A 26,055-nucleotide genomic window follows, 5' to 3' on the forward strand; every position below is an offset into this window, starting at 1 on the left:
AGAGATCAGGGGGTCAGAAGGGTTTCCACACCAGAGGGAAGACCGGCGGCCAGACCGGCTTCGACGAGGAAGCTCTCCAGGGTCTCCTGGAAGGCGCGGGCGGCGTGCGTCAGATCGACGTCCTTGCGGTGGGCCAGGGCGATGGTGCGGCGCAGGCCGTGGTCGGGATCGGCGCGGCGTCCGCCCCGGACCGGGTCGTCCTCGTCGGTGATGAGCAGCGGGGTGCCGTGTAAGCCGGGCCGTCCGGCCAGCACCATGCTCGGCACCACGGCGATGCCCAGCCCCGCCTCCACGAAGCGGAGGACGGCATCCATCTCGCCGCCCTCGACCGCGAAGCGCGGCTCGAACCCGGCCGCGCGGCACGCGCTGATCGTCGCCTCGCGCAGGTCGTAGCCGGAGCGGAACATCACCAGCGGACGGTCGCGCAGGTCGGAGATGTGCAGGTAGGGACGGCGCGGGAGCTGGCCCGCGCGGTCGGCGAGGCGTCCGCCCACGCCCGTCTCGGCGCGGGTCCCCGGCTCGGCGGCGGGGGAGGCGACCACCAGGTCCTCGCGCAGGATCGGCGTCGTGGACAGCGGCGGATCGCCGTGCAGCGGCAGGATGACGAGCGCGAGGTCGAGCGAGCCGCGGGTCAGGTCCCGCACCAGGTCGCGCGAGCCGCCCTCCTCGACGAGCAGCTCGATGCCCGGGTAAGCGTCGTGGAACCGGCGCAGGACGTCCCCGAGCAGGCCCGCGCACAGCGACGGCGTCGCGCCGAGCCGCACCCGTCCGCGCCGCAGCCCGGCGAGCTCCTGCACTTCGAGCCGCGCGGTGTCGACGTCGGCGAGGATCCGCTTGGCCAGGGGGAGCAGCGCCTCGCCCGCCGGCGTGAGCGTGATGTTGCCGCGCGCCCGGCTGAACAGGGACGCGCCGAGCTCGGTCTCCAGCGCCCGGATCTGCTTGGACAGCGACGGCTGGGCGACGCGCAGCAGCTCGGCCGCCTGCGTGAAGTGCCTGACCTCCGCGACCGCGACGAAGTAGGCGAGCTGCTGCAACTGCACGCTCACAGGGTAGGGGCAGGCCGCCCGCGCCCCACCGTCCGGCCCGCCGACTCCCGCCATCTCCGCAGGTCAAACCTCCGCGCTCGTGGGCAGGGCTGTCGTGGCGCGGACTCCCGGCCTGCCCGCGAACCTCTCGACGCGGCGCCTGCACGTCCACGCCCGGACGCGGCGTCTGGACACCCCGGTCAGCGGGCGTGGCGGCGGAGGGCTTGGAGGTCGTGGACTATCACGCTGCGCCGGCCGGTCTCTATCCAGCCGTGGCGGCGGAGGGTGCGGAGGGCTTTGCTGACGGCTTCGCGGGAGGCGCCCACCCAGCCGGCCAGTTCCTCCTGCGTGAGGTTCAGGGTGATCTGGACGCTCGAACCGTTCACGCCCGTGTACGGGACGCCGAAGCGTTCGGCCAGTTCGACGAGGCGTTGGGCGACGCGGCCGGTGGCGTCGAACATGCCGAACTCCACGCGGCCCCGGTCGGCTTCGCGCCAGCGCTGGCAGAGCATCTTCATGATGATGAAGGAGACGCGCGGGTTCGCGGCGAGGTAGGCGCGGAAGTCCTCGGTGGTGAGCGCGAGGGCGCGGGCGGGTTCGAGGGTCTTCACCGAGGCGGAGCGGGGCAGTTCGTCGATCGCCGCGACCTCGCCCAGCAGGGACCCCGGGCCGCGGACGCCGAGGACCGCCTCGCCGCCCTGCTCGCGGGTGGAGAACGCCTTGACGCGGCCGGAGAGCAGGACCGCCACCCACACGCCGTCCTCGCCCTCGTGGAACAGGACCTCCCCGCGGTCGAAGGTGCGCACGCCGCCGCGTGATTCGAGGTCGGTCCGTTCGGCGGGGGTGAGCTCGGCGAGGAAGGAGCCCGGCTCCAAGGCGGTCATCCTTCCACGCTAAGTCGCGGGGCGGCGTGAGGGGACCCACGACTGTAGAACAAATCAAGGGCCGGTTCTGTGTACTTCTACCTATTCTCCGCGGCGTCCAAGAGCGAGGGTGGAGCGCGGCACGGTGGCCCAGTTGTCACGGTGGCCGACGGCGTTCGCGGGGAACGGCGGTGGCGACGGGCGGCGGTGACGGGGGCTCGCCGCCCGCCGTCACCGCCGCCCCGTCCGCCGGATCACCGCCGTCCGCCGGACGAGCGCACGCCCTCACGCACTCGCAGGGCTCACGCGGACGGCGTGTCCTGGCCCTTCTTCACGATGCCGAGCTTCGAGCCCAGCCAGACGACCGGGTCGTAGCGGCGGCCGACCACGCGCTCCTTCATCGGGATCAGCGCGTTGTCAGTGATCTTGATGCCCTCGGGGCAGACCTCGGTGCAGCACTTGGTGATGTTGCAGAAGCCGAGGCCGTGGTCCTCCTGCGCGATGTTGCGCCGGTCCGCCTCGTCCGCCGGGTGCATCTCCAGCTCGGCGATCCGCATCAGGAAGCGCGGCCCCGCGAACGACGGCTTGTTCTCCTCGTGGTCGCGGATGACGTGGCAGACGTTGTTGCACAGGAAGCACTCGATGCACTTGCGGAACTCCTGCGAGCGCTCCACGTCCACCTGCTGCATCCGGAACTCGCCCGGCTTGGTGTCGCCGGGGTCGAACGCCGGGATCTCCTGCGCCTTCTCGTAGTTGAACGAGACGTCGGTGACCAGGTCGCGGATCACCGGGAAGGTGCGGACGGGCGTGACCGTCACGACCTCGTCCGGCTCGAAGGTGGACATCCGCGTCATGCACATCAGCCGCGGCATGCCGTTCACCTCGGCCGAGCAGGAGCCGCACTTGCCCGCCTTGCAGTTCCACCGGACGGCGAGGTCGGGGGCCTGCGTCGCCTGCAGCCGGTGGATGATGTCGAGGACGACCTCGCCCTCGTTCACCTCCACGGTGTAGTCGCGCAGCTCGCCGCGGCCCTCGTCGCCGCGCCACACCCGGAACTTGGCCTCGTAGCTCACCGGCCGTCCTCCTCGCCCGCCGCCTCCGTCGCCTCCGCAGTGTCGCCGCCGGGCAGCTCGGCCGCGGTGAGGTACTTCTTCAGCTCGTCGGTCTCGAACAGGCCGATGAGGTCGGCCCGCATCGGCTCCATCGGCTGCCGGCGCAGCTCGACGTGCGCGCCCGTCACCGGGGAGGACGCGTCGCCGGACAGCCGGCAGATCAGGTTGACCTTGCGCCAGTCCGCCGACATCGCCGGGTAGTCGTCGCGGGTGTGCCCGCCGCGGCTCTCCTGCCGCTCCAGCGCCGCGCGCGCGACCGCCTCGGACACCAGCAGCATGTTCCGCAGGTCCAGCGCGAGGTGCCAGCCGGGGTGGTAGCCGCGCCCGTCGCCGGCGTCCGCGCCCGCGCCGACCGCGACCGGCGCGACGCCGACCCGCGCGACGCGCTCGCGCAGCTTGTCGAGCTTCTCCAGCGCCTCGGCCAGCTCGGACTCGGTGCGGATGATGCCGACCAGCTCGTTCATCGTCGTCTGGAGCTCGCCGTGCACCGCGTACGGGTTCTCCCCGTCCGGACGGCCGAACGGCGCCAGCGCCTCCGCCGAGGCCGCCTCGACCTCCGCGTCGGGCACGGCCGGACGGTCCGGCAGCGCGTCCACGTACTCGACCGCGCCGAGCCCGGCGCGGCGTCCGAAGACGAGCAGGTCCGACAGGGAGTTGCCGCCGAGCCGGTTCGAGCCGTGCATGCCGCCCGAGCACTCGCCCGCCGCGAACAGGCCCGGCACCAGCGCCGCGCCCGTGTCCGGGTCGACCTCGATCCCGCCCATCACGTAGTGGCAGGTCGGCCCGACCTCCATCGGCTCGGCGGTGATGTCGACGTCCGCCAGCTCCTTGAACTGGTGGTACATCGACGGCAGCCGCCGCCGGATCTCCTCCGCGCCGCCGGGCATCCGGCCCACGACGGTCAGGAACACGCCGCCGTGCGGTGACCCGCGTCCCGCCTTCACCTCGGCGTTGATGGCGCGCGCGACCTCGTCACGCGGCAGCAGCTCCGGTGGACGGCGGTTGTTCTCCGGGTCGTCGTACCAGCGGTCGGCCTCCTCCTCGGTCGTCGCGTACTTGTCCTTGAACACCTCGGGGATGTAGTCGAACATGAACCGCTTGCCGTCGGAATTGCGCAGCACGCCCCGGTCGCCGCGCACCGACTCGGTGACGAGCAGGCCCTTCACCGACGGCGGCCATACCATCCCGGTCGGGTGGAACTGGACGAACTCCATGTTCAGCAGCGACGCCCCGGCGAGCAGCGCGAGCGCGTGCCCGTCGCCGGTGTACTCCCAGGAGTTGGACGTCACCTTGAACGCCTTGCCGATGCCGCCGGTCGCCATGACGATCGCCGGGGTCTCGAACACCACGAACTTCCCGGACTCGCGGACGTAGGCGAACGCGCCGCAGATCCGTCCCTCGCCGTCCTTCAGCAGGCGGGTCACGGTGGTCTCGGCCCAGACCCTGATCCGCGCGTCGTAGGCGCCGTGCTCGCGGTGGTCCTCCTGCTGGAGCGCGACGACCTTCTGCTGGAGCGTCCGGATCATCTCCAGGCCGGTGCGGTCGCCGACGTGCGCCAGGCGCGGGTATTCGTGCCCGCCGAAGTTGCGCTGCGAGATCTTGCCGTCCTTGGTGCGGTCGAACAGCGCGCCCCACGCCTCCAGCTCCCACACCCGGTCGGGGGCCTCCTTGGCGTGCAGCTCGGCCATCCGCCAGTTGTTGAGGAACTTCCCGCCGCGCATGGTGTCGCGGAAGTGGACCTGCCAGTTGTCGTTCGGGTTCGCGTTGCCCATCGCGGCCGCCGCGCCGCCCTCGGCCATCACCGTGTGCGCCTTGCCGAACAGCGACTTGGAGATGACGGCGACCCTCTTGCCCTGGAGCCGCGCCTCGATCGCCGCGCGCAGCCCCGCTCCGCCCGCGCCGATCACGACGACGTCGTAGGCGTGCCTCTCGATTTCGGTCATCAGGGGTTTCCTCAGTTGAAGAATCGCAGGTCGGAGATGGTGCCACTGGAGACCAGCGCGACGTAGAGGTCGGCCACCACCAGCGATCCGAGCGTGATGAGCGCGTACCTGCCGTGCTGCTGGTTCAGCTTGGAGACCTGCCCCCACATCCAGTACCGGACCGGGTGCTTGGAGAAGTTCTTCAACCGGCCGCCGACGATGTGCCGGCAGGAGTGGCACGACAGGGTGTACAGCCACAGCAGGACGACGTTGGCGACCAGCACCACGGTGCCGAGCCCGATGCCGAACCCGCCGTCCTTGCCGTGGAAGGCGCGGATCGCGTCCCAGGTGTTGACGAGGGAGATCAGGAACGCCGCCATCCAGAAGTAGCGGTGCAGGTTCTGGCCGATCAGCGGGAAGCGGCGCTCGCCGGTGTACCGCTGGTGGGGCTCGGCCACCGCGCACGCGGGCGGGGACGCCCAGTACGACCGGTAGTACGCCTTCCGGTAGTAGTAGCACGTCAGCCGGAACAGCAGCAGGAACGGCAGCGAGACCGCCGCGAACGGGATCCAGCCGCGCGTCGAGGCGGGCAGGAACGTGCCGAACTCCGCGGCGTCCCCGGTGTGCCCGTTCGCGCTGACGTTGTTGCAGATCTCGTTGAAGCAGGGCGAGTAGAACGGCGTCAGGTAGTGGTACTGGGGGACGAAGAAGGCCGCTCCCCAGAACGCGCGGATGGTCGCGTACACCACCCACGCCGTGAAGATCACCAGGGTGGTGATCGGATAGACGCGCCAGTTGTCCCGCCGGAGCGTGCGTTCCTTGATCTGGGCGCGCGCTTTGCCTGGCGCCTCCACTGTGCTCATCGATCGCTCTCCTGAGCTCGGTTCGGGGTGACGGGGAGGGCTCCCCGCAAGGGTGGATCCCCGTTCTCGCGCCTCCGGGGGATGTGACCCTACGCCACCGTCGCGCGACTGTGACCCACATAACAACGAGGCGGGCGTGTGACACTGCACACATGGTCGCCTGCGCTTCTTCCCTCATTCGGGCGGATCTCACTCATAACCTGCGCCTATGGCCTAGGAGAATCGAGACGAGTGCGAACAGGCATGATCATCGCAGTCCGGCATTGCGCTATAGCGCTTCCGGAAACGGCGAAGCCCCGCGACCGGAGCGGTCGCGGGGCTTCTCGGAGCTCGGAACTGCCTACTTCTTCTTGCCGCCCACGGTGGCCTTGATGAAGTCGCGGTTGAGATTTCCGATGACGTCCAGGGGGATGCCCTTGGGGCAGGCGACGGTGCACTCGCCGGTGTTCGTGCAGCCGCCGAAGCCGGCCTCGTCGTGGGTCTCCAGCATGGAGACGACGCGGTCCCAGCGCTCGGGCTGGCCCTGGGGCATCAGGCCCAGGTGGGTGATCTTCGCGCCGAGGAACAGCGCGGCCGAGCCGTTCGGGCAGGCCGCGACGCACGCGCCGCAGCCGATGCACTCGGCGGCCTCGAACGCGCGGTCGGCGTCCGGCTTGGGCACCGGGACGGAGTGGGCCTCGGGCGCGGTGCCGGTCGGGGCGGTGATGTAGCCGCCGGACTGGATCACGCGGTCGAACGCCGACCGGTCGACCACCAGGTCCTTGACGACCGGGAAGGCGCGGGCCCGCCACGGCTCGACGTCGATGACCTCGCCGTCCTTGAACTTGCGCATGTGGAGCTGGCAGGTGGTGGTGTTCCGCTCCGGGCCGTGCGGGGTGCCGTTGATCACCAGCGAGCACATGCCGCAGATGCCCTCGCGGCAGTCGTGGTCGAACGCGACGGGCTCCTCGCCCTCGGTGATCAGCCGCTCGTTGAGGACGTCCAGCATCTCCAGGAACGAGGCGTCCGGGGAGATGTCGTCGATGGGGTACTCGACCATCCGGCCCTCGTCGTTCGGGCCGGTCTGGCGCCAGATGCGCAGGGTGAGCTTCATTACTTGTACGACCTCTGCGTGGGGTGGACGTATTCGAATTCGAGGGCTTCCTTGTGCAGGACGGGCCTGGTGTCGCCCCCGCCCCACTCCCAGGCCGCGACGTAGGAGAAGTTCTCGTCGTCGCGCTTGGCCTCGCCGTCCTCGTCCTGGGACTCGGCGCGGAAGTGGCCGCCGCAGGACTCGGTGCGGTGCAGCGCGTCGATCACCATGAGCTCGGCGAGTTCGAGGAAGTCGGCGACGCGGCCGGCCTTCTCCAGCTCCTTGTTGAGCTCCTCGCCCTTGCCGGTGACCTTGACGTTCTCCCAGAACTCCGCGCGCAGCGCCGGGATCAGCTCCAGCGCCTTGCGCAGGCCCTCCTCGGTGCGCTCCATGCCGCAGTACTCCCACATGATGTGGCCGAGCTCGCGGTGGAAGGAGTCGACAGTCCGGGTGCCGTCGATCGACAGCAGCTTCTCGATCTGCGCGGACACCCGCTGCTCGGCCTCGGAGATCGCGGTCTCGGAGACCTCGCCGAGGCCGGTGTTGCGGGCCAGGTAGTCGCCGAGGCCGGTCGGCAGGACGAAGTAGCCGTCCGCGAGGCCCTGCATCAGGGCGGACGCGCCGAGCCGGTTCGCGCCGTGGTCGGAGAAGTTGGCCTCGCCGATCACGAACAGGCCGGGGATGTTGGACTGCAGGTCGTAGTCGACCCACAGCCCGCCCATCGTGTAGTGGACGGCGGGGTAGATGCGCATCGGCACCTCGTACGGGTTCTCGCCCGTGATGCGCTCGTACATCTCGAACAGGTTGCCGTACTTGGCCTCGACGGCCTTGCGGCCGAGCCGCTGGATCGCGTCGGCGAAGTCCAGGTAGACGCCCTGCCCGCCGGGGCCGACGCCGCGTCCCTCGTCGCAGACGTTCTTGGCGGCGCGGGAGGCGATGTCGCGCGGCACCAGGTTGCCGAAGGACGGGTAGATGCGCTCCAGGTAGTAGTCGCGCTCGTCCTCGGGGATGTCGCCGGGGGCGCGCTCGTCGCCCGCCTTCTTGGGCACCCAGACGCGGCCGTCGTTGCGCAGCGACTCCGACATCAGCGTCAGCTTGGACTGGTGCTCGCCGGAGTAGGGGATGCAGGTCGGGTGGATCTGCGTGTAGCAGGGGTTGGCGAAGTAGGCCCCGTGCTTGTGCGCGCGCCAGGACGCGGTGACGTTGGAGCCCATGGCGTTGGTGGACAGGAAGAAGACGTTCCCGTAGCCGCCGGACGCCAGCACGACCGCGTCGGCGGTGTAGTGCTTGATCTCGCCGCTGATCAGGTCGCGGACGACGACGCCGCGGGCGCGCCCGTCCTCCATGATCAGGTCGAGCATCTCGTGCCGCGCGTGCAGTTCGACGTTCCCGGCGTCCACCTGGCGCATGAGCGCCTGGTAGGCGCCGAGCAGCAGCTGCTGGCCCGTCTGGCCGCGGGCGTAGAAGGTGCGGGAGACCTGCGTGCCGCCGAAGGAGCGGTTGTCGAGCAGGCCGCCGTACTCGCGGGCGAACGGGACGCCCTGCGCGACGCACTGGTCGATGATCTGCGTGGAGATCTCGGCGAGGCGGTGCACGTTCGACTCGCGGGAGCGGAAGTCGCCGCCCTTCACGGTGTCGTAGAACAGGCGGTGCACCGAGTCGCCGTCGTTGCGGTAGTTCTTGGCGGCGTTGATGCCGCCCTGCGCGGCGATGGAGTGGGCGCGGCGGGGCGAGTCCTGGAAGCAGAACTGGATGACGTGGTAGCCGGCCTCGCCGAGGGTCGCGCCGGCGGAGCCGCCCGCCAGGCCGGTGCCGATGATGATGATCTTCTTCTTGCGGCGGTTGGCCGGGTTGACCAGCTTGGCCTCGAACTTGCGGGTGGTCCAGCGGTTCTCGACCGGACCCGCGGGGGCCTTGGTGTCGACGATCGGGTCGCCGGTGTCGAAGAGGGGTTCGGTCATGGTCAGCTCACCCATCCGAAGGTGACGGAGATCGGCACGGCGATGAAGCCGATCGTGACGACGGCGGCGATGCCCGCGGCGAGGGCGCGCAGGGTGCCGTTGTTGCGCGGCGAGCGGAGGCCGAGGGACTGGAACGCGCTCCAGATGCCGTGGCGCAGGTGCAGGCCGACGAGCAGGACGGCGAGGACGTACCAGACGGTGATGTACCAGCGGGAGGCGTCGAAGTCGGCGATGACCCGCTCGTAGGGGGTGGCGTCCGAGCCCTTGGGGTTGACCGCGTAGAAGGTCAGGTCCAGCAGGTGCCAGATGACGAACAGCAGGATGATCACGCCGCCGTAGCGCATGGTGTGCGTGGCGTAGCCCTGGGCGTGCGACTTCTTCTTGCCGTGGTACTTCACGGGCCGGGCGGCGCTCGCGCGCCGGGCCAGCGACACCGCGGACCACATGTGCAGGACGACGGAGACGCCGAGCACGATCTCCAGGATCGTCAGCAGCGTGCGCCGGGGGACGGCGGGCTCGCCCATCGTGCGCAGCCAGTGCGCGTAGTGGTCGAAGTCGCTCGCGCCGAGGAAGATCTTGAGGTTCCCGATCATGTGCGCGATCAGGAAGCCGACGAGGATCGCCCCTGTCACCGCCATGACCGCCTTCTTGCCGACGGTCGATCTGTAGATCGCAGTACTCGCTATAGCCACAGCTCGGAACGGTAGGGCGGCCTGGGGAAAGAGGGCCAAGTCATGGAGGCACTCGTTTCGATAGCCGTTGGCTATGACCCGCTCCGACCAGGGGGTCGTGACCGTTCGGTGATCACAGACCGTGACAGAGTTCACACATCAGACGGGAACTACAGCCTGTAGTACATCATGCTCTACGCCCTGTAGTAGATGAAACCGCAGGTGACGTGGGTCACATCGACGGCGGAGGCTCAGCGGTGGGAGAGCAGCAGCACCGCGAGGTCGTCGGTGAGGATGTCGCCGTTGAGGCGCTCGACGCCCGCGACCAGGTCGTCCAGCAGCGCGCGTCCGGCCAGCCCGCGCCCGGACGCCTCGCGCGCCAGCTCCACCAGGCCCTCGGTGCCGAGCCGCTCGGACGAGCCGTCCCCGCGGTACCCCTCGATCAGGCCGTCGGTGTAGAGCATCAGGCTCCAGGACGCGCCGAGCTCGACCTCGGTCAGCGGCCAGTCGGCGCCCGGCAGCAGGCCGAGGGCCGGGCCGCGCGCGCAGTCCGGCAGCACGGCGACGCGGGCCTCCGGGTCGGGGCCGGCGCCGGTCCCGGTCCCGATGTCGGTCCCGATGCCGGCGCCGGTGAACAGCAGCGGCGCCGGGTGCCCGGCCAGGTACAGCCGGGCCGACCGCCGGGACGGCGCGACCGTGATCATGCACAGCGTCGTGAACGTCTCGTCGTCGCGCCGCTCGTGCCCGAGGACGGTGTCGAGCGTGCCGAGCAGCTGCTCGCCGGTGTGGCCGGCGAGGACGAGCGTCCGCCACGCCATCCGCATCTCGACGCCGAGCGCGGCCTCGTCCGGGCCGTGCCCGGAAACATCGCCGATCACCAGGTGCACGGTGCCGTCGGCGGTCTGCACGGTGTCGTAGAAGTCGCCGCCGAGCAGCGCGCGGGACCGGCCGGGCCGGTACCGGGTGTGGTGCGTCAGGGCCGGGTCGTCGATCAGCGGGACGGGCAGCAGGCCGCGCTCCAGCCGGGCGTTCTCGGCGGCCATCAGCCGCGCCTCGACCAGCCGCCGCTCGCTCTCCTCCGCGCGCCGCCGCTCGATCCCGTACCGCACGGCGCGGGCCAGCAGCGGGCCGTCGACCTCCCGCTTGACCAGGTAGTCCTCGGCTCCGGCGGCGACCGCGCGGACGCCCAGGGCCGCGTCGTCCACGCCGGTCAGCACGATCACCGCGGCCGTCCCGGAGACCGACAGCATCCGGCGCAGGCCGGTCAGCCGGTCGGCCTCCGGCCCGGACAGGTCGAGCAGGATGCACTGGGTGCGCCGGGTCACCCGGTGGCGCGCCTCGTCCACCGAGGCGGCGACGGTCAGCGCGACCTCCAGCCCGGCCTCGGTGAGCATCTTCTCCACCATCAGCACGTCGGAGGGGTCGGCGAAGACGGCCAGGAGCTCGACGGTCTCGGACTGGCCGGGCGGCGGGAGGGGGCGGCGGGGAGTGGTCACGTCCCGAGGGAGGCTAGCCGGTCGGCGGGCGCGGCGCACCTCGGACGATCACCGAGCCGGGCCGGAAGGGGGGTTCCCTCCGGGCCGGGGAGAAGCGGTCCGCCGGGGCGGGAAGAGTGTTCCGCCGGGGCGGAAAGAGTGTTCCGCCGGGACGGGAAGAGTGTTCCGCCGGGGCGGCGAGGCCGGAAAAATGGTTCGTGCCGGCCGGGGGACGCCGCATACCTTCGCAGGGTGAAGGAGTTGCCGGTTTCCGATCCGGGGACCCCCGACCACGGCTCCCCGACGCGCTACCTGCTCTGGCTGGTGCGCGTCCAGCGGCGGAGCGTCGTCGGCGTGGCGGTCCTGGGGTCGCTGTTCTTCCTCTCCCAGGCCCTGATGCCCGCCGCGATCGGACGCGCCATCGACGACGGGGTGGCCGGGGAGGACACGGGCGCGCTGCTGCGCTGGGCGGGCGCGCTGTCCGCGCTCGGCGTGCTGCAGATGGCGTCGAGCGTGACCCGGCACCGGCTGGCGGTGTTCAACTGGCTGTCGGCCGCCTACCGGACGATCCAGGTCGTCACCCGGCAGACGACGCGGCTCGGCGCGACGCTGCCGAAGCGGATCACCGCGGGCGAGGTGGTCAGCGTCGGCATCTCCGACGTCGCCCGGATCGGGGACGTCCTGGACATCGTCGGCCGCGGCACCGGCTCGGTCGTCGCGATCGTCGCGGTCGCGGCGCTGCTGCTCGCCACGTCCTGGCCGCTCGGGCTGGTCGTGCTGATCGGCGTCCCGGTGATCCTGGCGCTCGCCGCGCCGCTGCTGCGCCCCTACGAGCGCCGCGAGGACGCGCACCGCGAGCTGGTCAGCGAGCTGAACTCGACGGCCACCGACCTGGTCGCGGGCCTGCGGGTGCTGCGCGGCGTCGGCGGCGAGGGCCTGTTCGCGGGCCGCTACGCCCGCCGGTCCCAGGAGGTCCGGCGGGCCGGGGTGCGGGTCGCGTGGGCCGAGTCGCGGATCAGCGGCGCGGAGGTGCTGCTGCCCGGCCTGCTCGTCGCGCTGGTCACCTGGCTCGGCGCGCACTTCGCCCAGGAGCACCGGATCACCGTCGGGCAGCTCGTCGCGTTCTACGGGTACGCGGTCTTCCTGGTGGAGCCGCTGCGCACGATCGGCGAGATGGCGCAGAAGTTCACCAAGGGACGCGTCGCCGCCGGGCGCGTCTGCCGCCTGCTGTCGATCGAGCCGGAGATCGCGTCCACCGGGACCCGCGTCGTGGACGGCCCGGCCGAGCTGGTCGACGCCGCGTCCGGGCTGGTCGTGCGTCCGGGACGGGTCACCGCCGTCGCCGCCGCCGACCCGCGCGACGCCGCCGCCGTGGCCGACCGCCTCGGCCGCTACGCCGAGGGCGACGTCACCTACGCGGGCGTCCCGCTCGCCGACGTCGCGGACGTCCGGTCGCGAGTGCTGGTCGCCGTGAACGAGGACCGGCTCTTCTCCGGCCCACTCCACGACACCCTCGCGCCACCGGACACCCTCGCGCCGCCGGACGCGTCCCGCGCGCCCGGGACGGTCACCCTGGACGAGGCCGTCGAGGCCGCCTCGGCGGCGGACGTGGTGGAGGCCACCGGCCTGGACGAGCACGTCGCCGAGGCCGGACGCGAGTTCTCCGGCGGGCAGCGGCAGCGGCTGCGCCTCGTCCGGGCGCTGGCCGCCGACCCCGAGGTGCTCGTCCTGGTCGAGCCGACCAGCGCGGTGGATGCGCACACCGAGGCCGCGATCGCCGAGCGGATCGGCCGCGTCCGGGCCGGCCGGACGACCGTGATCGCCACCACCAGCCCGCTCGTCCTGGACCGCGCCGACCACGTCGCGTTCGTCGAGCACGGCGAGGTGGTCGCCGAGGGCACCCACCGCGACCTGCTCGACACCGAACCGCGCTACGCCGCCGTCGTCACCCGTGGAGCCACATGAGCACCGCCATCCTGCCCGTCGCCACGCGCGCCCAGGTGCGCGCGTACGCCGTCGAGCTCGCCCGGCGGCATCCGCGCGCCCTGGCCGGCGCGCTGGCCCTGCACGCCCTCGCGGCCGTGTCCGGGCTCGTCGCGCCCCGGCTGCTCGGCGGCCTGGTGGACGGCGTCCGCGCCGGGACGGCCAACATCGACGCCGTCGGCGCGGCGATCGCCGGATTCGTCATCGTGCAGGGCGTGCTGACCCGGTACGCTTACTTCGCGTCCGCGCGGCTCGGCGAGCGGGTCATGGCGGAGCTGCGCGAGGAGTTCGTCGGCCGCGTCCTCGCCCTGCCGCTGTCGCGGGTCGAGCGCGCCGGGACGGGCGACCTGGTCAGCCGCACCTCGCGGGACGTCGGGGAGCTGTCCGGCGTGGTCCGCGAGGCCGTCCCGGAGATGGTCATCGGCAGCGTCACGATCGTGCTGACGCTCGTCGCGCTGCTGCTGACCGGCCCGCTCGTCGCGCTGCCGGTGCTGCTCGGCCTGCCGTCCATCTACTTCGGCATGCGCTGGTACCTCAAGCGCGCCCGCGACGGCTACCTGCGCGAGGAGGCGGCCTGGGCGGAGCTGACCGACGGGCTCGCCGAGACCGTCCAGGGCGCGCGGACGGTCGAGGCGTTCGGCCTCCAGCGGCGGCGGATCGAGCGCGGCGACGCCGACATCGCCCGCTCGTTCTCGCGCGAGCGGTACACGCTCGGGCTGCGGACCGTCCTGTTCCCCGTCGTGGAGAGCGGCTACCTGCTGCCGATCGTCGGGACGCTCGTCGTCGGCGGCCTGCTGCACGCGCGCGGGCTCGCCTCGCTGGGCCAGGTGACCGCCGCGACCCTGTACGTCCAGCAGCTCGTCGGCCCGGTGGACATGCTGCTCACCCGGCTGGACGAGGTGCAGATCGGCGGCGCGTCGCTGGCCCGCCTGCTCGGCGTCGGGAACGTCCCGGCCGACCGGGTGCCGACGTCGGCGCGCCCGGACGGCGAGCGGATCGCGGTCCGCGACGTCCGGTACGCCTACCGGCCCGGCCACGACGTCCTGCACGGCGTGGACCTGGCGCTGCGTCCGGGGGAGCGGCTGGCGATGGTCGGGCCGTCCGGCGCGGGCAAGTCCACCCTCGGCCGCCTGATCGCGGGCATCGACGGCCCGCGCTCGGGCACGGTCGAGGTCGGCGAGGACGCGCCCGTCCCGCTGGTGGAGCTGCCGCTGGACGAGCTGCGCGGCCACGTCGCCCTCGTCACGCAGGAGCACCACGTGTTCCGCGGCACGCTGCGCGACAACCTGGTGATGGCGAACCCCGGCGCCACCGACGAGCAGGTCCGCGCGGCGCTGGAGGCCGTCGACTGGGACGGCCCGGACCTGTCCGCCGAGGTCGGCGCGGCGGGCGAGGACCTGTCCCCGGCGCAGGCCCAGCAGCTGGCCCTGGCGCGCCTCGTCCTCGCCGACCCGCACACGCTCGTCCTGGACGAGGCGACCTCGCTGCTGGACCCGAGGGCGGCCCGGCGCCTGGAACGCTCGCTGGCCGCCGTCCTGGACGGGCGCACGGTCGTCGCGATCGCGCACCGCCTCCACACCGCCCACGACGCCGACCGCGTCGCGGTCGTGGAGGACGGCCGCATCACCGAACTGGGCACTCACGACGAGCTCCTGGCCGAGAACGGCTCCTACGCCGCCCTCTGGTCGTCCTGGCACGGCGACCGCCAGCCCGCCGACCGCAACCGCTGAAGCGGCAAGGAGCACGCACCCCGCGCGGCCCGGCGCGGACGCTCGTGCGGGCGCGGCATCGCTTCGCGACCAGCCAGTCGAGATCGCCGACCGCAACCGGTGACGGGGCGAGGCAGTTTGCGATCTGCGCGGTCTGGCGCGGACGCTCGTGCGGGCGCGGCATCGCTTCGTGACCCGACGCGCGAGGACTCGCCTTCGGCATCGTCCCTGCGCGGGTGGTGACACGCTTGCGTCGGTTCGTCCTTTTTCTCCCGGCGGGCGCGTCGCCGGACGCCGGGTGGCCGGGGCCGCCAGGCCCCGGCCACCCGGCCCGGTGGTCAGGCCAGGGACTTCTTCAGCCAGTCGACCTGGAGCAGGAGCAGGTTCTCGGCGACGATCTCCTGCGGGGTCATGTGGGTGACCCCCGACAGGGGCAGGACGGTGTGGGGGCGTCCGGCGGCCAGCAGGGCCGAGGAGAGGCGCAGGGTGTGCGCGGCCACCACGTTGTCGTCGGCGAGGCCGTGGATGAGCAGGAGCGGGCGGGTGAGCTTGTCGGCCAGCTCGATGAGGGAGTTGGCCGCGTAGGACTCCGGCTCCTCCTCGGGCAGGCCGAGGTAGCGCTCGGTGTAGTGGGTGTCGTAGAGCGCCCAGTCGGTGACCGGCGCCCCGGCGACGGCGGCGTGGAAGACGTCCGGGCGGGCGAGGACGGCCAGGGCGGCGAGCCAGCCGCCGAAGGACCAGCCGCGCACCGCGACCCGGTCGAGGTCGAGCGCGGCCGGGTGGCGGCGGGCGGCCTCCTCCAGGGCGGCGATCTGGTCCTCCAGGACGGGCGTGACGAAGTCGCCGCGGACGGCCCGCTCCCAGGCGACGCCGCGGCCGGGAGTGCCCCGGCCGTCCGCGATCACCACGGCGAAGCCCTGGTCGGCGAGCCACTGCGGCTCGCAGTAGGCCCGCTGGACGGCCAGGACGCGCTGCGCGTGCGGGCCGCCGTAGGGGTCCATCAGGACGGGCAGGCGGCCCTGCTCCGGCGTCCAGCCGGTGGGCAGCAGGACGGCCGTGCGGACCTCGCGCTCCCCGGCGCGCAGCAGCTCGACCCGGGGCGTGATCACCGGGGTCTCGGCGCGGGACTCGATCGCGACGGTGCCGTCCGGGCCGCGGACCTCGGCGACGGCGCCGAGGGCGTCCAGCCGCGAGCCGGAGATCACGGTCACATCGCCGGAGGAGACGGCCGAGTAGACGCCCTGGCCGGAGGTGAGCTGCGTCACCGCGCCGTCGGCGTACCGGTGGACGTGCACCTCGGTCGGCTCGGTGGACGCGGTGAACAGCACCGCGCCGCCCTCGACGCCCAGCACGGAGCGGACCTGGATGCCGGGCGGGGTGACCGGCTCGCCGCCGATCGTGAGGCGGCGGGTGTCGGCCTGGTGGTCCTCGACGGTCCAGACGAGGTCGCCGGAGCCGGTGCGCGCCGGGACGCCGGGGACGATCTCGGTCCACACCGGGTCGTGGCCGGTGTGCAGCAGCGTGGTCTCGCCGTTCAGCGGGTCCACCGCGAGCACGCGCTGGGCGCGCTGGTCGCGGGTCTGGACGACGATCATCGGGCCGCGCGCGTCCCAGGACGCGGCGGTCAGGTACGGGTACTGGCCGCGGTCCCAGGAGACCGAGGCGCGGCCGTCGGTGTCGGCGCGCAGCAGGACGAGCGACACGATGGCGTTCGGCGTCCCGGCGGCGGGGTAGGCGATCTCGGTGGCCGGCCGGTCCGGGTTGGCGGGGTCGGCGATCGTCCAGCGCTGGACGGGCGTCTCGTCCACCCGCGCGGCGAGCAGGGTCGAGCCGTCCGGTGACCACCAGTGGCCGCGCATGCGCTGCATCTCCTCGGCGGCGATGAACTCGGCCAGGCCGTAGGAGATCTGCTCGCTCTCGGGCGTGATCAGGGAGTGGTCGTCCGAGCCGTCCACGCCGATCACGCGCAGGGTGCGGCCGGACACGTAGGCGACGCGGCGTCCGGCCGGGTCGAGGCGCGGGTCGAACACGGGCGTCCGCGCCGGCAGCTCGCGGATCTCCCCGGACGCGAGGTCGGCGAGGAAGAGCTGCCCGCCCAGGGTGAACACGGCCTGGCGGACGGCCGAGTCGGTGGCGAAGCCGACGATGCCGCCCGCGCCCTCCCGGGCCCGCTCGCGCCGGGCGCGCTCCTCGGCGGGCAGGTTCGCCTCGCCCGCGACCGACAGCGCGGCGGGGTCGGCGACCAGCGTCTCCGCGCCGGTCCGCGGGTCCAGCGTCCACAGGCACGTGACCGGATCGTCGCCCGCCTTGGTGCGCAGGAACGCCACCCGGGACCCGTCGGGCGCGATCTGGAAGGCGCGGGGGACGCCGAGGGTGAACCGGCGGGTGCGGGCGGTCTGCCGCGGATAGCTGATGCTCATGGTGGGAAGTCTGCCAGCCGCTCCCGACCGTTCCGGGCGGGAGCCCGTCCGCTGCACTGCTTTGCGGCTTTTAAGTGGGTATGGTCCCGCAGGGTGAACGCGCCGTGGGCGGACGCCTGCTCGCGTAAGCTCATACCTCGCCCAGCGCCGAAGCGTCGCCAGTGTCGCCCGCCGAAGGAGTTGTTCCATGCCGGACTTGCAGCCGGGAGATCCCCGGCGGCTGGGGTCCTACGAACTGACCGAACGTCTCGGAGAGGGCGGTCAGGGCGTCGTCTACCTCGGCGTGGACCCCACCGGCGCGCACGCGGCGATCAAGCTGCTGCGCGCCGACCTCGCCGCCGACGACCAGGCCCGCCACCGGTTCGTCCGGGAGTCCCAGGCGGCCATGCAGGTGGCCCGGTTCTGCACCGCGCAGGTGCTGGAGGCCGACGTCGCGGGCGACCAGCCGTGGATCGCCAGCGAGTACGTGCCCGGCCCGTCGCTGTACCGCCAGGTCAGCGAGCAGGGGCCGATCACCGGCGCGGCGCTGGAGCGGCTCGCCATCGGCACCGCGACCGCGCTGGTGGCGATCCACCAGGCGGGCATCGTGCACCGCGACTTCAAGCCGCACAACGTGATCATGGCCCCGGACGGCCCGCGCGTGATCGACTTCGGCATCGCGCGCGCCCTGGACGCGGGCCAGACCAACGCCACCAAGGCGATCGGCACCCCGTCCTACATGGCCCCCGAGCAGGTCGCCGGGCAGCGCCTGACCGAGGCCGTGGACGTCTGGGCGTGGGGCTCGACCATGGTGTTCGCCGCGACCGGGCGCCCGCCGTTCGGCGACGACACCGTCGTCGCGGTGATCAACCGGGTGATGAACGAGCCGCCGTCGCTGGAGGGCCTGCCGCCCGAACTGCACAACCTGATCGCCGCCTGCCTGGTCAAGGAGCCGGCCCGGCGGCCGACCGCCCAGCAGCTCATGATGGCGCTGATCGGCAGCGGCGGCCCGGGCGGGACGAGCGGCGTCCCCGGCGCGACCGCGCTGGACGACCCGGCGCAGGCCACCGCGCTGCTGGCCGGTGGAGCGGCGGCCGCGGCGGGCGGCGCCGCCGCGGGTGCCGCGGCGACCCGGATGGCCCCCGCCGGGGCGTACGACCAGACCGGCTACGACCAGGGCTACGGGCAGACCCAGAACATGGGCGGCGGCGGCGCGACCCTGCCGCCCGTCGCCGGGTACGAGGACGCCTACCGCGGCGGCGGACCCGCGCGGCGCGGCGACTGGGAGCCGGAGAAGCGCTCCAAGGGCCCGATCATCGCGGCGGTCGTGGCCGTCCTGGTGCTCGCGGCCGTCGTCGGCATCGCGGTCGCGAACATGGGCGGCGGCAAGAACCACGGCAACACGCCGAGCGACCAGACGAGCTCGGTGTCGGAGAGCCCGTCGGAGAGCAACACCGACGACAACTCGCCGTCGGACACCCCGACCGACACTCCCACCAGGAAGCACCGCACGACCACGCCGACCGAGAGCAACAGCCCGACCGAGCCCAGCTCGCCCACGGACACGCCGACCCACACCCCGTCGCACACGCCGTCCCACACCCCGACCGGGCACAGCCCGTCCTCGCCGCCCCCGTCCGGCGGCGGCGCCGGTGGCGGCGGTGGCGGGGCCGGCGGCGGTGGCGGTGGCGGCGGCAAGGGCAACGGCAGCGGCTGACCCGCCCGAACTCGGTCGGCTCCCGGCTCCGGGCCCGCGGACGCCGCACGCTCCGGACGTGACGACGGTCACGTCCGGAGCGTGACGTTTCGCGCACGCGCGGGGAAGGGTGACAGCCGAGAACGGTCCCACGCGTTAGTAGGCTCAATGGTCATGAAGGAGCCGCGCATCCTGTTCGTGCACGCCCATCCCGATGACGAGTCCATCGGGACCGGGGCGACCATGGCCAAGTACGCGGCCGCGGGCGCCCACGTCACGCTCGTCACCTGCACGCTGGGCGAGGAGGGCGAGGTCATCCCGGACGAGCTGCGCCACCTCGCCGCCGACAAGGAGGACCGGCTCGGCGAGTTCCGCATCGGCGAGCTCGCCGCCGCCTGCGCGGCGCTCGGCGTCGCCGACCACCGGTTCCTCGGCGGCCCGGGACGCTGGCGCGACTCGGGCATGATGGGCGCGCCCACCAACGACGACCCGCGCTGCTTCTGGCGCGCCGACCTCGACGAGGCGGCCGGCGCGCTCGCCGAGATCGTCCGCGAGGTCCGTCCGCAGGTGGTGGTCAGCTACGACGACCGCGGCAACTACGGGCACCCCGACCACATCCAGGCGCACCGCGTCACCCGCCGCGCGTTCGGCCTGGCCGCCGACCCGTCCTTCACCGGCGAGGGCCGCGAGCCGTGGCGGGTCGCCAAGCTGTACGCCTACGCGACGCCGCGCACCGTCCTGGTCCGCGCGATCGCGGTGATGCGGGAGGCGCGGCTGCCGTTCCCGCGCGTCGCCACCCTCGACGAGCTCGGCTCCGGCGTCCCGGACGACCTGATCACCACGGTCGTGGACGCCCGCTCCCACCTGCCGCGCAAGCTCGCCGCGCTGCGCGCCCACCGCACCCAGATCACGGTCGCGCCCGAGGAGACCGGGCCGTTCTTCGCGCTGTCGAACAACCTCGGCCAGCAGGCGTTCGGCACCGAGTACTTCGTGCTGCTGGAAGGCGAGCGCGGGCCGTCGGCGGCGGGCGGTCGGGAGACCGACCTGTTCGCCGGGCTCTCCTGACCCCGTCCCTGGCTAGGCTGTCGGCGTGAACGAGGACGACGCCACCACGCTGAGGACGGGCGACCCCGCCCCGCCGCCCGCTCCGGCCACCCCGCCTTCCCCCGGGCTGTACACGCTGGTCTCCGGGCTGGCCTACGGGGTGCTCGCCGTGCTCGGCTTCGTGTTCGGGCTGGTCGGCGCGTTCTGCCAGGACTGGTCGGTCGCCTCGCTGCCGCTGCCCGCGATCGGCCTGTGCGTGCTGCTGTTCGGGCTGGTGTTCGGCGCGGGCTTCGGCATGGGCGGCAAGCTCGGGGCCGTGGTCCCGGCCGCGACCTGGATGATCGTGACCTTCGTCATGTCGTCCAAGCAGGCGGAGGGCGACCTGGTGGTGCCGGGCAGCACCGCGGGCTACGTCTACATCATCGGCGGGATGGTCGCCGCCCTGCTCGCGATCGCCGTCGTGCCGTCCCGCCGGTCGCCGGGGGAGTGGCTCACCGGACAGTGGCTCACCGGAGGCGGTGGCGATACCCGCGGGTAGTGTGAGGGGCGTTGTGAGCACCGAGCCCCCCTGCCCCGAAGCCCGCGCCCTCGCCGCCGCGCCCGACACCCGCCTGTTCCGCCAGGTCGTCGGGCGGTTCGCCACGGGCGTGGCGGTCGTGACCACCGTCGCGGACGGCGTCGACCACGCGATGACGGTCAACGCGTTCACCTCGGTGTCCCTCGACCCGCTGCTGGTGATGTTCTGCGCCGACCGGACGGCCCGCTTCCACGACACCGTCCTCGCCACCGGGATCTGGGCGGTCTGCGTCCTCCCGGAGGAGCTGCGCGCGGCGTCCGAGCACCTGGCGACGCCCGGCCGCCGCCTCGCCGGGCAGCTCGACCGGTACCGCGTGCACCGCGGCCCCGCGACCGGCGTCCCGGTCCTGTCGGACGCGCTGGCGGTCGTGGAGTGCCGCACCCACGCCGTCCACGAGGCGGGCGACCACAGCATCGTGGTCGGCGAGGTGCTGGCCCTCGACGTCCCGAACCCCGAGGGCGAGCCGCTGATCTTCCACGACGGCCGCTACCGGCGCATCGCCGGTCCCTGACATCCACCTGGACCGACCAAGCTCGGCACGCGGACGCCCGGCACGCGGACGCCCGGCACAACGGAGCCCGGCACGCGGACGCCCGGCACAACCGAGCCCGGCGTGGAGAAGCCCGGCGTGAAGAAGCCCGGCACGACGGGGTGTCGTGCCGGGCTTCGCCGTTCAGCGGCTCAACGCGAGCGGATCAGTGCGCCGCGGGCGCGGGCTCCGGCGACGGGGCGTCGGCCGGAGTCGCCGCCCGGTAGCGCTTGACGCCGAGGCAGGCGAGCGCGCCGACCATCACGACGACCACGGGCATGATCATCGTGGGCTTCATCGCGTGCACGAAGCCGTGGCTGAACACCTGGCCCGACAGGACCTGGATCTGGTGCGCCACGTTCTGCGGGGTGCCGGGCGGCAGCTTCTGGCCCGCGCTGTGCTGGGACGCGCCGACCTCGATGCCGCCCTTCGCCGCCTGCGAGAAGCCCGCCACGAACTTGTCGTGGTACGGCTGCGGCAGGCCCTGCGCGCGGGTGACCGCCTGCTCCTTCAGGGACGAGGCGAGCTGGTTCTGCAGGATCGCGCCGACCGCCGCCGAGCCCAGCACCGAGCCGACCTGCCGGATGGTGTTGTTCACGCCGGACGCGGCCCCGGCCAGGCGCGGCGGAACGTTCCGGGTCGCCTCGGTCGCCATCGGCGCGAACACGCCGCCGACGCCGATGCCGGACACCACGAGCGGGCCGAGGAAGGCCGTCCAGGAGGTGTCGGTGCCCGCGACGGCGAGCATCCACAGCATGCCGGCGCCGTACAGCAGCAGCCCGCCCATCAGGATGAACCGTCCACCGATCTTGTCGGTGAGCTTGCCCGCGACGGGCGCGAGGAACATCGACACCACCGAGGACGGCGCCATCACGAGGCCGGCCTTCAGCGCGCTGAACCCGAGCACCGACTGGAGGTAGATGTTCATCGGCAGGAACATGCCGACCATGCCGACCGAGACGGCCGCGCCGACGAAGCACAGGATCGCGAAGTTGCGGTCGCGGAACAGCGCGAACGGCACCAGCGGCTCGCCGTCCTGCCGGGAGCGCTGCTGCACGAGGAAGACCACGAACAGCACCGCCGCGGCGCCGATCAGCGCCCAGATCCCGGCGCCCCAGTCGTACTTCTGGCCCTCGGTCAGCGCGAACACCAGGCAGAACAGCGCGACGGTCGCGATGGAGACGCCGAGCACGTCGAACTTGTGCCGCACGCCCGGGGTGTGCCCCGGCAGGATCGGCACCGCCATCGCGAGCACGATGATCCCGATCGGCAGGTTGACGAAGAAGATCCACCGCCAGTCGAAGCTGGTCACCAGCAGTCCGCCGACGGTCGGGCCGGCGATCGTGGAGACGCCCGCCACCGCGCCCCACACGCCGAGCGCCGCGCCGCGCTTCTCCGGCGGGAACGTCGCGATGATGATCGACATGGTCTGCGGCATCAGCAGCGCCGCGCCGAGCCCCTGCACCGCGCGGGCGGCGATCAGCTGCGTCGGGTCCTGCGCGATCCCGCACGCCAGGCTCGCCAGGGTGAACAGCACGACCCCGGCGATGAACAGGTTCTTCTTGCCCCACAGGTCACCGAGGCGGCCCGCGGTGATGAGCAGGACGGCCAGCACCAGGATGTAGGCGTTGGTGATCCACAGCACCTCGTCCAGCGAGGCGTGCAGCTTGTCGATCATGCTCGGGATCGCGACGTTGACGATCGTCAGGTCGAGCAGCGTCATGAAGAACCCGAGGGAGAGCGTCAGCAGCACCGCCCAGGGGTTCCCGCGCCACTTGGTCATGGATTCTCCTCAGTGCGCGCCCCGTGGCCGGGCGCGTTCTCGTCGGTGTGTCGCTTGTACGTGTGTCGCTCGCCGGTCTGTCGCTCGGTGGTGTCCCGCTCGCCGGCGTACCGCTCGTAGGGGTGCCGCTCGTAGGGGTGCCGCTGCGAGCAGGGCGAGCCCTCGGAGTCGGTGAACGTGAGGCGGCCCGCTTCGAGGTCGTCCACCAGGGACTGGGTGTAGTCGAGCTCCGCGCGCTTCTGCACGAGGCCGAGCTCCAGATCGAGCAGCTTGTGACGGTCCAGGCCACGCTTGCGCAGCGACTCGAACGACGCCTGGTGTCCGGCGACCAGCGCCTCCAGCACCACCACGCGGCTGCGCAGGTGCCGGGCGACCTCGTCCTCCGGCAGCAGGCCCACGAACGCCAGCGCGGCGCCGAACAGCGGGAACTCCTCGGCGGGCGCGGCCAGCAGGTCGGCCAGCCGGTCGCACGCCGCGTCCCGGCCGGACGGCGTCACCGCGTAGACCGTCCGCTCGGGCCGGCGGCCCTCGCGGTTGGTCTCCACCGGCTCGATCAGGCCGGACGAGGCCAGCCGGTCGACGGTGTGGTAGAGCGACCCGTGCGTCACCTTGACCGCGTGGTCGTAGGCGTGCCACCGGATGCGCTGCTGCATCTCGTACGGATGCATCGGGCCGTCGCACAGCATGCGCAGCACGGTCAGCGCGAGGGGGGTCAGGTTTCTGGACATCAGCGTTCTTTGGTTGATGTGGATTAGTCCACTTAGATTAATCCGCTATGACAGGTCTGTCAGCGAGATTCCGGCGCTCCGGGGACGTGACGGTCGTCTCACCTGCAAGCGGCGTCCGGCGGTGCTCGGCGGCGTCCGGCAGCGTCCGGCGGCGCGCGGCGGGCGGTGACCGACCGGACGGGACCGGACGGGAACGGTGATCGTCCGGACGGAAACGGTGATCGTTGGGACGGGAACAAGGTCGCCAACGGTGGTCCAAGACAGGCCAACGGCTCGCGAGCCGCACGCGGCGGGCCCGTCCGGCGTCTATAGCGTCCGGACACTATGCGGGTCGGGGTTTCTGGGAAGGCGCTGGAGCGCCACGTCGGCGGCAACACCACCTATGCCCGGGCCCTGTACGAACGGCTGCGGCCCATGGGCGTCCAGGCGGGGATGCTGGTTCCGCGCGGAGCGCTCGGTCCGGTGCGTCCGGTGGCGTACGCCGTGGCGGACGGCTTCGTCTGGCCCAAGCGCAAGAAGTTCGACCTGCTCCACTACCCGGACGACACGGGCGCTCTCGTGCGCGCGCGGGTGCCGATGGTCGCGACGATCCACGGACTGCCTCCGCGGCGTCCGGCGGGGATGCGGCAGAGCCTCTGGGAGCGGCTCTGGTACCGCCGGGTGAGCAGCACGCTTTCGGTGGCGGACGCGATCGTGACGGTCTCCGAGTTCTCCGCGCACGAGATCCGCGAGCGTTTCGACGTCCCGGCCAAGCGGCTCTACGTCATCCCGCACGGCGTGGACGCCGCGCGCTTCCACACCAGTTCCATAGGCGACGGCGAAGTGCTGGCCTCGTTCCGGCTTCCCGACCCGTTCGTGCTGTTCCTCGGCGGGCTCGCGCCGCGCCGGAACGTCCCGATGCTCGCCGAGGCGACCGCGCGGTTGCGGGTGCCGCTGGTGCTCGCGGGCGTCCCGTGCGCGGGGGACGAGCACGTCGTGCGGTCGGTCGCGCGCTACCCGCACGTCCGGATGCTCGGCGCGGTGCCCGGCGGGCTGGTCGCGCCGCTGCTGCGCGCCGCGTCCGTGCTGGCCCTGCCGTCCGAGCACGAGGGCTTCGGCATGCCGATCGTCGAGGCGATGGCCTGCGGCACGCCGGTCCTGATCTCCGAGCGCGGCGCGCTGCCCGAGGTCGCCGGGGGAGCGGCGCGCGTCCTGCCGGAGCTGACCGCCGACGGCCTGGCCCGCGCGCTCGCCGAGATCCTGGACGACGCGTCCTGCGCCGCGCGGCTCCGCACGCGGGGCCTCGCCCGCGCCGCGACGTTCACCTGGGACCGCGCCGCCCGCCTGCACCTCGCCGTCTTCCGCGAACTCGCCCGGTGAACGCCTCGTCCGGCGTGAGGGACGCACGGGACGACGGCTCGGCCCGGCCCCCGGACGGCCTCCTCGGCCGGGCGCTCGTCGAGCACGGCACCGCGTGCGCGGCCCAACTGGGGTTGACGGTGCTGTTCGCGCACTGGCTGTCCAGCGCCCAACTGGGCGCGTTCGCGCTCCTCTACGGCCACTACCTCCTGGCGGCCGGAATTTTCCGGGACGCCGGCGCGCGCCGGGTCTCCGCCGCGGTCACCCTCCTGTGCGATCTCGGCTGGGGGTTGACGCTGGGCGCGGGCGTTCACCTCGTCCGCGAGCTGCCGGGCGTGATCGCCGAGTGGACGATCGGCGCGGCCGTCCTGGCGGGTGTGGCGATCGCCGCCGTGCGCGGCCCGCGCCGCCGCCTCCGGCGCTCCGGGGTCCCGCGTCCGGCGCCCGGCTCGCAAGGGCGGGAACGGGACGCCGTGACGCGCTCGCTGGTCGCCGCGTCGGAGTACGCGCTGCTGATCGCGGTCGGCGCGCTGGCCGGGCCGCGGGCCGTGGCGGCGGTCTGGACCGTCCGGGCGCTGTTCGGACCGGTGGACGCGCTGATCGGTGTCGGCAGGACGGCGGCGGGCGGCGAACTTTCCCGGGTCGCGCCGCATCGGCGGGGACGCGGCGCGGCGCTGGTGTCGCTCACGCTCGCCCTGGCCGGGCTCGTCGCGGGAGCCGGGCTCGCCGCGCTTCCGGCGTCCGCCGGGCGCCTCCTTCTCGGGACGGCCTGGAGCGCGGTCGTTCCGCTGATCGGACTCGTGGCCGCCGACAGGGCGTTGGCGGGGGCCGCGGTCGGGCCGTCCGAGGCTCTGCGCGCTTTCCAGGACGTCCGGGGGTCGGCCGCCCTGCGGATCTCGGCGGCGGTCGCGGCCGTCGCGCTCGCGGCAGCCGGGACGGCGTGGGCCGGCGCTCCCGGAGCGGTCGCCGGGCCCGCGCTCGCCGCGCTCGGATACTTCGCCTTCACGTCCGTCCTGCTGGTGCGGCGCGTCGCGGAACCGGACGACGTCCTCGCGGTCTTCGCGCTCCGCGGCAACTGAGCACCAACCCGCGTGCGTAAGGCGACACCGGAGCGCCAACCCGCGTGCGTAAGGCGACACCGGAGCACCAACCCGCGTGCGTAAGGCGACACCGGAGCACCGGCCCGCGTGCGTAAGGCGACACCGGAGCACCGGCCCGCGTGCGTAAGGCGACACCGGAGCACCGGCCCGCGTGCGTAAGGCGACACCGGAGCACCAACCCGCGCGCGTAACGCGACACCGGAGC

The 26,055-nt window shown here is 72.9% G+C and carries 20 protein-coding genes; 8 read left to right on the forward strand and 12 right to left on the reverse strand.

The genetic code is table 11. The features are described from left to right. Window positions 1–5 precede the first annotated feature (5 nt). From ACFPCY_RS27955 to ACFPCY_RS27995, 9 genes are all read right to left on the reverse strand, one after another. Window positions 6–1,040, reverse strand: a complete 1,035-nt coding sequence (locus ACFPCY_RS27955) for a LysR family transcriptional regulator (RefSeq protein ID WP_378259817.1) — start codon at window positions 1,038–1,040, stop codon at window positions 6–8. Between the two features lie 185 nt (window positions 1,041–1,225). After that, window positions 1,226–1,909, reverse strand: coding sequence for a Crp/Fnr family transcriptional regulator (locus ACFPCY_RS27960; protein ID WP_378259818.1), 684 nt, complete (start codon window positions 1,907–1,909; stop codon window positions 1,226–1,228). Window positions 1,910–2,190: 281 nt separating this feature from the next. Next, window positions 2,191–2,961, reverse strand: a complete 771-nt coding sequence (locus ACFPCY_RS27965) for a succinate dehydrogenase/fumarate reductase iron-sulfur subunit (protein WP_378259819.1) — start codon at window positions 2,959–2,961, stop codon at window positions 2,191–2,193. Further along, window positions 2,958–4,943 (reverse strand): fumarate reductase/succinate dehydrogenase flavoprotein subunit, encoded by a 1,986-nt coding sequence (locus ACFPCY_RS27970; protein WP_378259820.1) that lies wholly within the window; start codon window positions 4,941–4,943, stop codon window positions 2,958–2,960. The genes ACFPCY_RS27965 and ACFPCY_RS27970 overlap by 4 nt, the downstream gene beginning before the upstream one ends. A gap of 11 nt (window positions 4,944–4,954) precedes the next feature. Then, a complete protein-coding gene (locus tag ACFPCY_RS27975; protein ID WP_378259821.1) occupies window positions 4,955–5,785 on the reverse strand; it encodes a hypothetical protein in 831 nt (276 codons plus the stop codon). Between the two features lie 340 nt (window positions 5,786–6,125). Then, entirely contained in the window at window positions 6,126–6,878 is a 753-nt protein-coding gene (locus ACFPCY_RS27980; protein WP_378259822.1) for a succinate dehydrogenase/fumarate reductase iron-sulfur subunit, read from the reverse strand. Continuing rightward, complete coding sequence (locus tag ACFPCY_RS27985; protein ID WP_378259823.1) at window positions 6,878–8,818, reverse strand: fumarate reductase/succinate dehydrogenase flavoprotein subunit; 1,941 nt, start codon at window positions 8,816–8,818, stop codon at window positions 6,878–6,880. The genes ACFPCY_RS27980 and ACFPCY_RS27985 overlap by 1 nt, the downstream gene beginning before the upstream one ends. Before the next feature lie 2 nt (window positions 8,819–8,820). Continuing rightward, window positions 8,821–9,510: a succinate dehydrogenase cytochrome b subunit gene (locus tag ACFPCY_RS27990; RefSeq protein WP_378259824.1), complete on the reverse strand. Its 690-nt coding sequence runs from the start codon at window positions 9,508–9,510 to the stop codon at window positions 8,821–8,823. A gap of 230 nt (window positions 9,511–9,740) precedes the next feature. Continuing rightward, on the reverse strand, window positions 9,741–10,985 hold the full coding sequence (locus tag ACFPCY_RS27995; protein WP_378259825.1) for a PP2C family protein-serine/threonine phosphatase: 1,245 nt from the start codon (window positions 10,983–10,985) through the stop codon (window positions 9,741–9,743). Window positions 10,986–11,216: 231 nt separating this feature from the next. Between ACFPCY_RS27995 and ACFPCY_RS28000 the strand changes: the two genes are divergently transcribed. Beyond that, the gene (locus ACFPCY_RS28000) at window positions 11,217–12,929 is read left to right on the forward strand and encodes an ABC transporter ATP-binding protein (protein WP_378259826.1); all 1,713 of its coding nucleotides are present in this window, start codon (window positions 11,217–11,219) and stop codon (window positions 12,927–12,929) included. Continuing rightward, entirely contained in the window at window positions 12,926–14,677 is a 1,752-nt protein-coding gene (locus tag ACFPCY_RS28005; protein WP_378259827.1) for an ABC transporter ATP-binding protein, read from the forward strand. The genes ACFPCY_RS28000 and ACFPCY_RS28005 overlap by 4 nt, the downstream gene beginning before the upstream one ends. A gap of 317 nt (window positions 14,678–14,994) precedes the next feature. Here ACFPCY_RS28005 and ACFPCY_RS28010 read toward each other — a convergent pair whose 3' ends face one another. Beyond that, window positions 14,995–17,076 (reverse strand): S9 family peptidase, encoded by a 2,082-nt coding sequence (locus ACFPCY_RS28010; RefSeq protein WP_378259828.1) that lies wholly within the window; start codon window positions 17,074–17,076, stop codon window positions 14,995–14,997. A 187-nt stretch (window positions 17,077–17,263) separates the two neighbouring features. On the opposite strand from ACFPCY_RS28010, the gene ACFPCY_RS28015 reads away from it, so the two are divergent. From ACFPCY_RS28015 to ACFPCY_RS28030, 4 genes are all read left to right on the forward strand, one after another. Then, the gene (locus ACFPCY_RS28015) at window positions 17,264–18,772 is read left to right on the forward strand and encodes a serine/threonine-protein kinase (protein WP_378259829.1); all 1,509 of its coding nucleotides are present in this window, start codon (window positions 17,264–17,266) and stop codon (window positions 18,770–18,772) included. A gap of 153 nt (window positions 18,773–18,925) precedes the next feature. Beyond that, window positions 18,926–19,816 carry an N-acetyl-1-D-myo-inositol-2-amino-2-deoxy-alpha-D-glucopyranoside deacetylase gene (mshB, locus tag ACFPCY_RS28020; RefSeq protein ID WP_378259830.1) on the forward strand — a complete coding sequence of 297 codons (891 nt, stop codon included), beginning with the start codon at window positions 18,926–18,928 and terminating at the stop codon, window positions 19,814–19,816. 25 nt (window positions 19,817–19,841) lie between these two features. Continuing rightward, window positions 19,842–20,333, forward strand: coding sequence for a DUF6113 family protein (locus ACFPCY_RS28025; protein WP_378259831.1), 492 nt, complete (start codon window positions 19,842–19,844; stop codon window positions 20,331–20,333). 13 nt (window positions 20,334–20,346) lie between these two features. Then, entirely contained in the window at window positions 20,347–20,883 is a 537-nt protein-coding gene (locus tag ACFPCY_RS28030) for a flavin reductase family protein (RefSeq protein WP_378259832.1), read from the forward strand. Between the two features lie 184 nt (window positions 20,884–21,067). Here ACFPCY_RS28030 and ACFPCY_RS28035 read toward each other — a convergent pair whose 3' ends face one another. Further along, window positions 21,068–22,684, reverse strand: a complete 1,617-nt coding sequence (locus tag ACFPCY_RS28035; RefSeq protein ID WP_378259833.1) for a DHA2 family efflux MFS transporter permease subunit — start codon at window positions 22,682–22,684, stop codon at window positions 21,068–21,070. Then, the gene (locus ACFPCY_RS28040) at window positions 22,681–23,412 is read right to left on the reverse strand and encodes a PadR family transcriptional regulator (RefSeq protein ID WP_378259834.1); all 732 of its coding nucleotides are present in this window, start codon (window positions 23,410–23,412) and stop codon (window positions 22,681–22,683) included. Before ACFPCY_RS28040 ends, ACFPCY_RS28035 begins: the two co-directional genes overlap by 4 nt. 324 nt (window positions 23,413–23,736) lie before the next feature. Here ACFPCY_RS28040 and ACFPCY_RS28045 point away from each other — a divergent pair, with 324 nt between their 5' ends. After that, entirely contained in the window at window positions 23,737–24,771 is a 1,035-nt protein-coding gene (locus tag ACFPCY_RS28045) for a glycosyltransferase family 4 protein (RefSeq protein ID WP_378259835.1), read from the forward strand. 14 nt (window positions 24,772–24,785) lie between these two features. After that, window positions 24,786–25,829: an MATE family efflux transporter gene (locus tag ACFPCY_RS28050; RefSeq protein WP_378259836.1), complete on the forward strand. Its 1,044-nt coding sequence runs from the start codon at window positions 24,786–24,788 to the stop codon at window positions 25,827–25,829. Window positions 25,830–26,055: the final 226 nt, after the last annotated feature.

Source organism: Actinomadura gamaensis, assembly GCF_042652125.1.
Taxonomy (GTDB): Bacteria; Actinomycetota; Actinomycetes; order Streptosporangiales; family Streptosporangiaceae; genus Spirillospora; species Spirillospora gamaensis.